Source organism: Maricurvus nonylphenolicus (assembly GCF_042854845.1).
Classification (GTDB): Bacteria; Pseudomonadota; Gammaproteobacteria; order Pseudomonadales; family Cellvibrionaceae; genus Maricurvus; species Maricurvus nonylphenolicus.
Genome location: NZ_AP031498.1, coordinates 559,282 through 571,956, shown reverse-complemented (window position 1 = coordinate 571,956; position 12,675 = coordinate 559,282). Strand labels below are relative to the sequence as shown.

Annotated in this window: 8 protein-coding genes; 6 read left to right on the top strand and 2 right to left on the bottom strand. The window is 51.8% G+C overall.

What is annotated here, in order from left to right; translation table 11 throughout:
- Positions 1-100: 100 nt before the first annotated feature.
- Together ssb and ACGHZ6_RS02475 are read right to left on the bottom strand one after the other, a co-directional pair.
- On the bottom strand, positions 101-748 hold the full coding sequence (gene ssb / locus ACGHZ6_RS02480) for a single-stranded DNA-binding protein (RefSeq protein ID WP_390617208.1): 648 nt from the start codon (positions 746-748) through the stop codon (positions 101-103).
- A gap of 194 nt (positions 749-942) precedes the next feature.
- Positions 943-2,289, bottom strand: a complete 1,347-nt coding sequence (locus tag ACGHZ6_RS02475) for an MFS transporter (protein WP_390617207.1) — start codon at positions 2,287-2,289, stop codon at positions 943-945.
- Between the two features lie 249 nt (positions 2,290-2,538).
- Between ACGHZ6_RS02475 and ACGHZ6_RS02470 the strand changes: the two genes are divergently transcribed.
- From ACGHZ6_RS02470 to ACGHZ6_RS02445, 6 genes are all read left to right on the top strand, one after another.
- Positions 2,539-3,162 (top strand): hypothetical protein, encoded by a 624-nt coding sequence (locus tag ACGHZ6_RS02470; RefSeq protein ID WP_390617206.1) that lies wholly within the window; start codon positions 2,539-2,541, stop codon positions 3,160-3,162.
- 341 nt (positions 3,163-3,503) lie between these two features.
- Positions 3,504-4,166 (top strand): LuxR C-terminal-related transcriptional regulator, encoded by a 663-nt coding sequence (locus ACGHZ6_RS02465; protein WP_390617205.1) that lies wholly within the window; start codon positions 3,504-3,506, stop codon positions 4,164-4,166.
- A gap of 261 nt (positions 4,167-4,427) precedes the next feature.
- Positions 4,428-5,108 (top strand): LuxR C-terminal-related transcriptional regulator, encoded by a 681-nt coding sequence (locus ACGHZ6_RS02460; RefSeq protein WP_390617204.1) that lies wholly within the window; start codon positions 4,428-4,430, stop codon positions 5,106-5,108.
- A gap of 71 nt (positions 5,109-5,179) precedes the next feature.
- Positions 5,180-8,014, top strand: a complete 2,835-nt coding sequence (uvrA, locus tag ACGHZ6_RS02455; RefSeq protein ID WP_390617203.1) for an excinuclease ABC subunit UvrA — start codon at positions 5,180-5,182, stop codon at positions 8,012-8,014.
- A gap of 123 nt (positions 8,015-8,137) precedes the next feature.
- On the top strand, positions 8,138-11,149 hold the full coding sequence (locus tag ACGHZ6_RS02450; protein WP_390617201.1) for a P-loop NTPase fold protein: 3,012 nt from the start codon (positions 8,138-8,140) through the stop codon (positions 11,147-11,149).
- A gap of 341 nt (positions 11,150-11,490) precedes the next feature.
- Entirely contained in the window at positions 11,491-12,669 is a 1,179-nt protein-coding gene (locus ACGHZ6_RS02445; protein WP_390617200.1) for a Re/Si-specific NAD(P)(+) transhydrogenase subunit alpha, read from the top strand.
- The last annotated feature ends 6 nt before the right edge of the window (positions 12,670-12,675 follow it).

The window sequence follows — 12,675 nt, the reverse complement described above, 5'->3', positions numbered from 1 at the left end:
TGCGTGACTACAGGTTAATTAAACGAATTGGATTGAGGCATAACCTCAGATGGCGTGCTTTACAACACGCGCTCTGAGATTAAGTGTAGAACGGACGACCTTAGAACGGAATATCGTCGTCAAAAGAATCAAAGCCCGCAGGCTGTTGCGGTGCGGCCGCAGGTTGCTGAGGTTGGAAACCCTGCTGGGGCTGTTGCTGAGGCTGCATACCTGGCTGCGGCTGCTGAGCCTGAGGCTGAGCTTGCTGTGGCTGCCCCATAGGCTGCTGAGGTGCTGCTGGCTGCTGCGGCGGGAAACCACCCGCTTGAGGCGCTGCGGCCTGCGGAGCTGCTTGTGGCTGGAAGCCACCGCCCATGTTATTGCCTGCTCCCATACCTGCGCCTGCACCCGCGCCCATACCGGCATTATCGCCGCGGCTATCCAGCATCTGCATTTCACTGGCAACGATTTCAGTAGTGTAACGGTCCTGACCACTCTGATCCTGCCATTTGCGCGTACGCAGAGAGCCTTCAATATAGACTTTACTACCTTTGCGCAGGTATTCGCCGGCGATTTCTGCCAGACGGTTAAAGAACACCACACGATGCCACTCGGTACGCTCCTGTGGCTGGCCAGTTTGCTTGTCCTTCCAGGACTCACTAGTAGCCACACTGATATTGGTTACAGCACCGCCAGACGGCATAAACTTGGTATCCGGATCCTGGCCACAGTTCCCCACCAGAATCACTTTATTGACGCCACGGGCCATAATTTTCTCCTAACAATATCTATAGAGCACCTCTATAGGGTGCTGCTTTATAATCAAAACAATCAAATAAACGTCCAGACCTGCCCGAGACCCCGGGCAGCAATGATGGCAGCTTACACTAGCCTGCCCCAAGAAAAAATGGGGCGGACCTGAAAAGGCAAAAATTCAACCAAAAGTCTTGATTGAGTATCGATTTAGCTGGATTTGAGGGCCTGCCGGTCAAACAGCTTGTTATCCACTTTCAGGTAGGCGGCTTGCTCTTCGGCAATAATGACCACCTCTGCAACACCGGGCAAAGCGCCCAAACGCGCCTCTGCCGCTGCGGGGTCCTGCCCCTCCAGAGGCACCTGCACACTGGTTAGGAAGCGAGGCGTACTCATTGTCATAGCCACTGCCAACCAGATAGCGATCATAACCGTCGAGCAGGCGAATACAGCGCCGACACCATGCTCCTGCAGCAGCCAACCACCACCGACACCACCGATGAAGGCCCCCATAAACTGGCTGGTGGAATAGATGCCCGAGGCCGTGCCTTTACTGCCTGCAGGCGCAGCCTTGCTCATTAACGAAGGCAGAGTGGCCTCTAGCAAATTAAAGGCGGTGAAAAACAAAAATAGCCCCGCCAGAAACACCAGGCTCGCATCCAGGCTGGCCGCCATCACCAACTCCATCGCACCTAACAGCCCCACAGCGCCAAGGAACACCGGCTTAATCTTGCGGCGCTTCTCCGCCACAATCATAAAAGGCACCATAGCAATAAAGGCCAATACCAACATGGGCAGGTACAACTGCCAGTGCTGCTCACGGCTGATCCCCAACTGCTGCTCCAAAATCAGCGGCATAACCACAAACGTCGCCATTAGCACACAGTGTAAAACTCCCACCCCGACATTCAGGCGCATCAGCTCCCGATTGCGTAGCGTGCGGCCTAACAGCTCGGGAACAGCACCGGCATCACGGTGGCTTCGAGCCTGAGTGATGACCGGCGTCGGAACCCAGCGCAACAGAATAACGATACCCACCAAGGCTAACACCGCCGTCAGCCAGAAAATACCGGATAAACCGTAACCTGCCGATATCACAGGCCCCAGCACCAGCGCCACAGAAAACGACAGGCCAATAGAAGCACCTATCGCAGCCATGGCCTTGGTACGATTCTCATCACTGGTGAGATCAGCCACTAATGCCATAATCGCACTGGCGATTGCTCCACCGCCCTGCAGGCAGCGACCAATAATCAACTCATAAACCGTGGAGGCCTGGGCCGCAACCACACTCCCCAGAGCAAACAGCAACAAACCGACCACGATTACCGGTTTGCGCCCCCAACGGTCGGACCACATGCCAAAAGGAATCTGCAAAATGGCCTGGGTAAAGCCATAGGCCCCCAGTGCCACCCCCAGCATTAATGGTGAACTGCCGTCATACACCTCGCCATAGAGGCTAAGCACGGGCAGCACCATAAATAGCCCCAACATGCGGAAGGCATAGAGACTCGCCAGCGAGGCAACCGCACGGCGTTCAAAGGGGACTGCAGACATAAAAAATCCTAAAACCGGGGCTTAAAACCCTAAAAGAGAAGCGGAAAAAGCGGCGATTTTAGCAATTCACCCCGCCTGTCGGTAGTACCCAGCCCCGAGGTTCACGGTAAACTTGAGCGTTCAGGCAAGGAACAGGCCTGTGATTTAGGCATAAATACCGCCATATCTATAAGAGTTTTCTCTAAGCTTGTGGCGCGCATTGCAACTAATGTTCCACAGAGCTAGACTAGGATCGCTTAAATTTTATGCATGTCATCCTGCAACAATAACAACACGATGGACTTGGTGATGATCGATATGAAGAAATCTATTTTGGCTCTGGGCGTGAGCCTTGCACTGCCACTGGCAGCTTCAGCGGCGACAAAAGTCGACGCTCAACCCGCTCTGGACGCGCTAAATGCCAGCGTTGCTTCCGCAGAACTGACCCTGGCCGTAACCGGTGCAGAGGTGGCGATTGCCGAAGTTAGAGCCCAAGAGGCCATGAATCAACTGGCAGCGGTTGTGGCTGACGCCGAACTGACCCTCGCTGTTGCCAGCGCTGAAGACGCCATCCGCGAAGTACGCGGCCAGGAAGCTATCAATATGCTGGCTGCCAGTGTGGCCAATGCCGAAGTTTCCATCGCCCTGGCAGATGCCTCCGACCTGATCGACTCCATCAGCGATGCCCAAATGCTGGCAGAGCTAGACAGCACTCTGACCAACGCCAGTGTTGGCGAAGCCAATGACCTTATCATGGCCGTTGTGAGCGAGCGCCCAATGCTGGCCTCCAACGTTCAGGATATGGCCCTGGATGCAGGCTACAACGAAGGCCTGGTTGCCAGTGCCGTGATTGGCGGTTTGGGCGGCGCTGAGGCAACTGCTGCCGGCCAATAAGCCGCACCCCTAATCCAGAAAACGGAAACGGCGAAACATGCAAGCATGGTTCGCCGTTTTTTATGCGCTCACCTTTTTATGCGCCCTTCTACAAGACCTGCTTTTTGAGCAATAGCACTACTTTCTGCTGAATTTTGGCATCCAAAATCGCAACTCAATTGCACCCCTCCCCCAGAGTGATTATCCTGCCTGCGCTGATAGCCTTAAGAGTAGTGGCCAGTTTGCAACAATGACTAGATAGTATGGCTAGATAGTACAGCGCCTCGGCTGGACTGCCGAAGATGTAAACCAAACAACAATAAAAACCGGTTACTGAAGCACTCAACGCAAAGGATTTGCACATGCTATCGCATAGCCCACAACAGAAGGCCAATGATGGCCTTATTGTTATTCGTTGTAATTGTCCCGACCTACGCACTTCGCTGCTCGCCCAAGTCATTGCTGATCGAATGAGTATGGAATGCAGAGTTCTGCCGTTCAACGACAACACTCCCAGCTCAGAGTTAATCTGCCTGTTCGATTGTCAACACAATAGCATTTCCCAACTGCGCGCCTGGTTTCGCGAGCACATCAATCAACCAGAATCCCCTTTGTGCGCCCTGATTAACGTTCCCACAGGCTCCCGCTACGAAAACCTGATTGAATGGCCCTGCGTGAAAGGTATTTTTCACCCGCCACTGTGTGAAGAAAAACTACTGAGAGGCATTAACCATATGCTAACCGGTGATTTTTGGATGCCACGCCAACTTCTGCACCGCTTTCTTGACGAAAACAGAAAACCACCTGTCGGCACAAGACAGCTTCCACACCTGACCCGCCGGGAAAAACAAATTCTCAACCTCATTTGTGAAAGCGCATCCAATGCCACCATTGCCAACGCACTTCATGTCAGCGAACACACGGTAAAAAGTCACCTCTACAATCTCTATAAAAAACTTGGCGTCAAAAGCCGATTACAAGCATGCAATTGGGCGCGAGAGGTGTTAACACTGGAGCATTTGTAATGGCGACTATCGAACAAACGACACTTGTATTTAAGGCTAAATCGCAGTGACCAACTTCACAATAACAACAAAAAACATTTGCATTTTGAAAGAGCTAAAATCTGAAAAAATAAAAGCCTAAGCTTATTTTCTTATTTTCTCATTATATTGACTGACGTACTTGCAGCTGTAACTTAAGAGCTCTATCCTTGCCCACCGCGATAGTGGCCAGAACTCTCACAGCTGGCCTCAAGGAAGAGCAACACAGGACAAGGATTTATCATGACGTCGCCAATAGCAGCCCCCCACAACGCGCTTTTGGACAAGCGCGCTGCCGAGCAAACTCCCAACATCCTACTGGCAGGCAACCAAAACCTGCAAACAGGAATCCTAATTGACATACTGGAAAAAGAGCTGCAGCAAAGTTGCCAACTCATCGAATTTGATTCTACTGAGAGCCTGACAGCCTACTGTGAACTGCTACTGATTGATTGCCACAGTTTCACCCCGCAAGCCGCCCACACACTGCTGGGCAAACTCGACAAAGCCAACAACACCACCAAAGTCGCCCTGCTTAACACCGCCCAGGATCTATCCTATGAAGAGCTGGCATCCTGGCCGCAAGTCAAAGGTATCTTCTACGAAGACACCACACAGTCCCAACTACTTAATGGTCTGCAAGAAATCCTCAACGGCGCTCACTGGCTACCGCGTAAAGTGACACAACAACTGCTGGAAAAATATCGCCAGTCTCCACGCCTGGCAACCAACACCAATCCACTGACCAAACGCGAACAGGAAATTCTGCAATACCTTGTTGATGGCTCAACCAATCACGAGATAGCCAAAATAATCCACGTCAGTGAACACACCATCAAAAGCCACCTGTATAACATCTTCAAAAAGATTGGGGTTCGCAATCGCCTGCAAGCCTGCAACTGGGCTAAAGAACATATGGCATAAGAGGGATATTTAGCCTCACTTGGCAAAACATCGTATACTGGCTGGCTTGACCCGCAGTTAGGTAGACTTTCGTGGATACGATTTTTGTACGTGGCGCCCGCACCCATAACCTGAAGAATATTGACCTCGACATTCCCCGTGACAAGCTGATTGTTATCACCGGCCTGTCGGGCTCCGGCAAATCCTCCCTGGCCTTTGATACCCTCTACGCCGAAGGCCAACGGCGCTACGTTGAATCTCTGTCCACCTATGCCCGCCAATTCCTGTCGATGATGGAAAAGCCGGATGTCGATCATGTGGAAGGCTTGAGCCCAGCGATTTCCATCGAGCAGAAATCAACGTCCCACAATCCCCGTTCGACCGTAGGCACTATTACCGAAATCTACGATTACCTGCGCTTACTGTTTGCGCGTGTCGGCGAACCTCGCTGCCCAATTCATGGCGAACCACTGGCGGCACAGACCGTTAGCGAAATGGTTGATCAGGTTCTGGCACTGCCGGAGGGCAGCAAAATTATGCTGCTGGCGCCACTGGTGCGTAACCGGAAAGGTGAACATTTACATACCTTTGAGCAGTTGCGCCGTGACGGCTTTGTCCGCGCCCGTATCGATGGCCTGGTCGTTGACCTGGATGATGTGCCCGCGCTGGACAAGAAAAAGAAACACACCATTGAAGTGGTCGTCGACCGCTTTAAAGTCCGCGATGACTTACAGTTACGCCTGGCTGAATCTTTCGAAACTGCCCTACAACTCACCGACGGCCTGGCCGCCATCAGTTTTATGGATGGCGAGGAAGAGGATCGCACCTTCTCAGCCAAACACGCTTGCCCCGTGTGCGATTACTCATTAACTGAGCTGGAACCTCGGCTGTTCTCATTTAACAATCCCGCTGGCGCCTGTCCCAGCTGTGACGGCCTGGGTGTCAGCCAGTATTTCGATGAAGACAAGGTCATCCAATTTCCAGAAGCCTCCTTGGCTGAAGGCGCCATTCGCGGTTGGGACAGACGCAATTATTACTACTTCCACCTGCTGACCTCGCTATCTGACCACTATGGGTTTTCCATTGATACCCCCTGGAAAAAACTCAAGAAAAAGCACCGCGACGTCATCCTCTATGGCTCAGGCGATGAAGTGATTAACTTCAGCTATGCCAATGACAAGGGCGATACCTACCAGCGCAATCACACTTTTGAAGGCGTGATAAATAATATGAGCCGCCGCTACAAGGAAACCGAATCCCAAAGCGTGCGTGAAGAGCTAGCCAAATTCGTTTCCAGCCAAAACTGTCCGGAGTGTGAAGGCACCCGCTTGCGCAAAGATGCCCGCAATGTTTTTGTGGATAACCGCACCCTGCCGGAAATAACCACGTTACCGGTCGGTGAAGCATTTGCTTATTTTGAGCAACTCACCTTCGAGGGCGCCAAGGCCGAAATCGCCGACAAGGTACTTAAAGAACTGCGCGACCGCTTTAAGTTTTTGGTGGATGTTGGCCTTAATTACCTGACCCTTAATCGCAGTGCCGACACCCTCTCCGGCGGTGAAGCCCAACGCATTCGCTTGGCCAGCCAAATTGGCGCCGGCCTTGTCGGGGTGATGTATATCCTCGATGAGCCCTCTATTGGTTTGCACCAACGAGACAATGATCGCCTGCTAAATACGCTGACTCACTTGCGCGATCTGGGCAACACGGTGATCGTGGTTGAACACGATGAAGATGCCATTCGCACCGCCGACCATGTGATTGATATTGGCCCAGGGGCTGGCGTCCACGGTGGTGAAGTGATTGCCCAGGGCGATGTTAAAAAAATCATGAAAACCAAGGGCTCACTTACCGGCGATTATCTGTCAGGTAAAAAGCAGATTGTTATCCCCGAAAACAGAACGCCCTTTAACAAAGATCAAACCCTTGTACTGGAAGGCGCCAGCGGCAACAACCTGCAAGAAGTTACCCTGGAAATTCCAGTGGGCCTGATGACCTGCGTCACTGGCGTATCGGGATCCGGAAAATCTACCCTCATCAATGCTACCCTTTATCCCTTGGCCGCAACCGCGCTCAATGGGGCCACTACACTAAAAGCTGCGCCACACAAAGCCGTGCACGGCATGGATAATTTCGACAAGTGTGTCGATATTGACCAAAGCCCCATTGGCCGCACACCACGCTCTAACCCGGCTACTTACACCGGTATCTTCACCCCCATCCGTGAATTATTTTCCGGCACCCAGGAAGCGCGTTCACGGGGCTATAAACCAGGTCGCTTTAGCTTTAATGTGAAAGGCGGCCGCTGTGAAGCCTGCCAGGGTGACGGTGTGGTAAAAGTGGAAATGCACTTTCTACCGGATGTGTATGTGCCTTGTGATGTCTGTAAAGGCAAACGCTACAACCGCGAAACCCTGGAGATTAAATACAAGGGCAAGAATATTCACGAAGCGCTGGATATGACAGTGGAAGACGCACGGGAATTTTTCGATGCCATTCCCGCCATTGCCCGCAAACTGCAAACCCTGATGGATGTAGGCCTGTCTTATATCCGCCTGGGTCAGGCCGCCACTACCCTGTCTGGTGGTGAAGCCCAACGGGTGAAACTGGCGAAGGAACTGTCCAAGCGCGATACCGGCAAGACCCTGTATATTCTCGACGAGCCAACCACAGGTTTGCACTTTCACGACATCCAACAACTGTTAAGTGTACTGCATCGCCTGCGCGATCACGGCAATACCGTTGTGGTGATTGAACACAATTTGGACGTCATCAAAACCGCCGACTGGCTGGTGGATCTAGGCCCAGAAGGCGGCAGTGGTGGCGGGCAGATTATTGCCTCCGGCACACCGGAACAGGTAGCGAAAAAGAAAGCGTCTCACACCGGGCGCTTCCTCAAGCCTATTTTGGCCGCAAGCAACAGCTAATATCTCTCAGATTCTGGCGCCAACAACCTTGTTTCGGCGTCCACTTCACCCTACATGCTTGCCATGCCACCCCGGCATGGCACAATCACCCCTTGGGATCATAGATAGCATAGGGAGGGTGTTATGACGGCCAAAGAGTCTTATAGCAAAGCCGAAGAAAACAAAGCCCAGTATCGGGACGACTTACGCTTTAGCGAACCACCAGAATCTACTTCTACTAACGAAACAACGACAACACCTCCATCCGCTGATCCAGCGACACCCAGTCGCCCTCCTATTACATCCAACCGTTACCTACTCAGCGCCAGCTTGTTTCTGATTGCCATTATCGGCTGCTGGCTAACAACCCTGTTTGCTCCAACGCCGGATAACCCCTTTAGCGATGGCAATCAGCGTTTTAGCTATCACTGGTGGATTGAAGCACAGGAAAGCAATGCACCACTGAAACTGCCTGTGTATAACATCCTTGACGGAGACAATCAGATACAGGCGCAAGGCGATAAGATGCTGGTAGCCAAAGCAGACGAAACCCTAGCGACAACCATCGATAGCGCAGGCACCCTCACCGCAGTTAACACTGCAACACCAAAGCAAACAATCTCTCCACAACCTTCTCCTCAACTACCCACAACTGTCATTACCTTCGAAGGTGGATCAACTGCCATAACCAAACAGGGTCGCGCAGACCTGGATGCACTGATTCGTTTTATTGACCAACAACGCTTCCCCTTGCGCGAAGAAAAAGGTTATCTGCCTCTCGGGTTTGAAGCGGCTGATGGCTCTCCGCAAATCACAGAACTACTACTGACGCCTTATGTCAGCGCCAAAGATCAAAAACGCGACCGTTATCTGGGCGGCAATATGACCGATACGGTGCAACGCATTTTGGTCAAACAGGGAAGTATCTCTCCCTACAATATTACGATGCAGCGAGACATTACTCGCCCGCAAAGCAAAGCTGTAACCCAGCCGCAAACCAATTATGTCAGGGTATCGTTTAATCCCGCCCTGTATCTTCCCCAACAACAATCCCAAGCTATCCCCGAGCAGGAAACAACACTGCGAGAATCCATTAACCTGCGCTGGAAAGGGGAAAACAAACAACTGCAAGCCCGGATTATCCAAAACGATCAGGACCAATGGCGCCTAACGGACAACGGTATTCTGCAACATCAACAAAATGACAACGGCTGGAAAACCATTGCCGCCAGTCATTTCGCTATGGCTGAATATTTTGGCAATAGCAATTGGAATACACTGACACCAAAACACTACCCAAGTCCTATTGCGATAACACTGGCACTGCTTTTTACCGGCGCAGGCATTGTATTGTTAGTCATGCCGGTTGCCGCACAAACATCCCTAGGCAATGCGCTGGATGATTTCTTTATCAGCGACGCACCAATAGACGATGTTAAAAATGACCGCCTTGAGTTCAAGCCCATCGCCCTGGCTATGTCGCGTTTCCTGCGTAACGAACGTACCCGACCACCACTGACCACCGCGATTGTTGGTCAGTGGGGCTGCGGTAAATCATCACTGATGAAATTGATTTGCAATGACCTCACCAAACATCAAATTCGACCTGTTTGGGTCAACGCCTGGCACCACCAAAATGAAACGCAATTTCTCGCCGGTCTGCTGGAGCGTATTCGCCAGGAAGCCCTGCCACCCACCTTCAGTGCCGCCAACCTGATTTTTCAATTTAATTTGCTCTGGTTGCGGGTACAAAAGAATCCCGCTCGCTCCATAGCCGCCCTGGCGCTATTAATTGTGCCACTGGGTTACTGGATGACGACAGGCAACTTTATTATCCCTGACGAAACAATAGTTAGTGGAAAATCTACCGATTTAGCGAAACACAGTCCATGGCTGTCCGCCCTAATGTCTTTCGGTATTACGGTGTCACTGGTCGGCACCAATATCGCCAACCTTACCGGCAACACCTGGTTTAAAAAACTGATTGGCGCCAATCGCAAACCGCTGGACCTGCGCTCCATGATTGGTTTGCGGGAGCAATTTATTGGCGAGTTCGAAGATCTGTGCAAAGCCTTAAGCCCAACGACATTGACTATCGTTATTGATGATCTCGATCGCTGCAATGAAAAGCGTATCCTCGATATATTGGAGACTGTTAATTTCCTGGTATCCAATGGCCATTGCTATGTCATCATGGGCATGGAAGAGGAGCCAGTCGTCAAAGCCATTGCCAACTACTATCGCAATACCCACATTGGGCTTAGCGAAGAAGAACTGCAAGCCAAAGCCCACCGCTATCTGGAAAAACTGGTGAATATCGAAGTGCCAGTACCGGAAACCAGCGCGCAACAGTCCGCTTCCCTGGCAACCCCCGATAAAACCAGCAACACCAGTAAAGACAACGCCTGGAAAAAAATTGCGCTACGAGCTGGCGCTACTCTTGTATGCACATTAGCCCTGTTGGCTGGCGGCATCTACCTGGGACAAACCTTCCCGCTTCCAGAGACATCAACAACTGCAGCCGATGAAAACAATAAAACTGAACTAACGGCCGACAAAATCGCTCAAACTAATATCGCCGATGACACAGGCATCAACCCGGAGGAGATTACAGGTACATCACCTGAAAACGATAATAATACAGAGGACTCAACACAACTCACCTACACCCCACAAACCTCCACCACAGAACTACAGTGGATTATCCTGCCCCTGCTGATCACTGTTTTATTTTTCGCCTATATTGCCTACGAACGTATTCGCCAACGCCAAAGAGTCGTGGTAACAGATAGCCAACAATTTGAAACCAGTATGGAGAAATGGAGCAAGGCAGTGGGCGATACCCGGCCAACACCAAGGCGCATCAAACGCTTTATCAACCGCACCCGCTTCCTGGCCATGCGCCAACAGCAAACCCAGGCGGATTTTAGTGAGGAAAGCCTGATCACCCTGGCCGGGGTCTATGAGATTCATCCCGAACTGTTCGACTCCGACGCTATTCTGGACAGTAAGCAGGTACTGTCGACCCTCCAGCAGAGCTGTAATCCGGAACATATCAAAACCCTGCATAAGCCGATCCAGAATATCTGTAAATCTTCCCACCAGAATGCCATTAACGGCTTTAAGAACTGGGTCAGAGGCATTGCCCTGCGCTGATGCCCAAGATGGGGGCTGACTCGCAGGACCAGTCCCCGCCCTCCTCCCATCCGCCTCCCTCCGAACCAAGGGGTCCGAGCCTGCGGGTCGTACCCCGACCTGACTGGCACCGCGACTGGAGCGACACCACAGACCTGCCCCAGACCGTGATAGCCAAAATCTATAGTTATCAGACAAAAAATAAACTGTTGCCTTATGGCGTGTTCGGGTAAAATCGCAGGCCGCCCAAAATAAGGGCATTTATAACAACAATTATACGTTTAGCACTTAAAGACAGAGACAAAGCAGTAGTTCTTTAAATGATGTGTGCTCAAAAGAGCCTACTACGGAGGATCAAGCTTGTGATCATTGGTGTACCCAAAGAAGCCCGCGCAGGGGAAAGTCGAGTCGGCTTAATCCCTGCAAATGTGGCAGCTCTGGTGAAATTAGGACGAGAAATCCTGATTGAACCCGGTGCTGGCGCTCAAGCAGGCCATAGCGACCAAGCCTATGAAGAGGCTGGTGCAAAACTACAGGACCGCAATAGCATATTTAGCCAGGCTGACATTATTGTTCAGGTGCAGACCCAAGGCTTTACCCAGGAAGACCCAGCAGGGGACCTGGATAAGCTGCGTGACAACCAAATTCTGGTTGGCATGATGGACCCTCTGGCAAACCCGGAATTCGCCCAAACTCTGGCTGACCGCAAAGTCACCGGCGTTGCAATGGAACTGATTCCACGTATTACCCGTGCTCAGGCAATGGACGTTCTTTCGTCTATGGCCATGATTGCTGGTTACAAAGCCGTATTAATTGCCGCAGAGCAAAGCAAGCAAATGTTCCCTATGAACATGACTGCTGCCGGTACTCTGAAGCCCGCTCGCGCCTTTATTATGGGTGCCGGTGTTGCTGGCCTGCAGGCCTGTGCTACCGCCAAGCGTTTAGGTGCCGTGGTAGAAGCCTACGACGTACGCCCTGCCGCCCGAGAGCAAATCCTGTCTGTTGGCGCCAAGCCAGTAGAGCTGGATATTAAAGCGGAAAACACTGAAACCAGTGGCGGTTACGCCAAAGAGCAATCTGCTGAGTTTATTAAAGCCCAGCAAGCTGCTATGGCCGACGTACTGTCACAACAGGATATCGTGATTACCACCGCCGCCGTGCCTGGTAAGAAATCCCCTATTCTGATTACCGCTGAAATGGTTCAGTCCATGAAGCCTGGCGCCATCATTGTTGACCTGGCAGCAGAAAAAGGTGGTAACTGTGAACTGACTGAGCTGGACAAAGAAGTCGTCGTTAACGGCGTGACTATCCTTGGCCCAAGCCATGTCCCTGCCAGCGTGGCTCATCACGCCAGCCAGATGTACGGCAAGAATATTGAAAACTTGCTGGCCCACCTGGTCGATGATGAAGGCAATATCAACCTCGATTTCGAGGACGAGATTGTGCACGACACCGTGGTTAGCCTAAACGGAGAAGTCGTTCAGCCTCGCCTGAAAGAACTTCTCGGTATCGCCCAACCCGAACCTGCCACCGCTGAATAAGAGGAC

What these genes read in the sequence shown, in the direction of transcription:
- ssb (WP_390617208.1), bottom strand. Translation starts at nt 748, where the DNA reads ATGGCCCGTGGCGTCAATAAAGTGATTCTGGTGGGGAACTGTGGCCAG.
- ACGHZ6_RS02475 (WP_390617207.1), bottom strand. Translation starts at nt 2,289, where the DNA reads ATGTCTGCAGTCCCCTTTGAACGCCGTGCGGTTGCCTCGCTGGCGAGT.
- ACGHZ6_RS02470 (WP_390617206.1), top strand. Translation starts at nt 2,539, where the DNA reads ATGTCATCCTGCAACAATAACAACACGATGGACTTGGTGATGATCGAT.
- ACGHZ6_RS02465 (WP_390617205.1), top strand. Translation starts at nt 3,504, where the DNA reads ATGCTATCGCATAGCCCACAACAGAAGGCCAATGATGGCCTTATTGTT.
- ACGHZ6_RS02460 (WP_390617204.1), top strand. Translation starts at nt 4,428, where the DNA reads ATGACGTCGCCAATAGCAGCCCCCCACAACGCGCTTTTGGACAAGCGC.
- ACGHZ6_RS02450 (WP_390617201.1), top strand. Translation starts at nt 8,138, where the DNA reads ATGACGGCCAAAGAGTCTTATAGCAAAGCCGAAGAAAACAAAGCCCAG.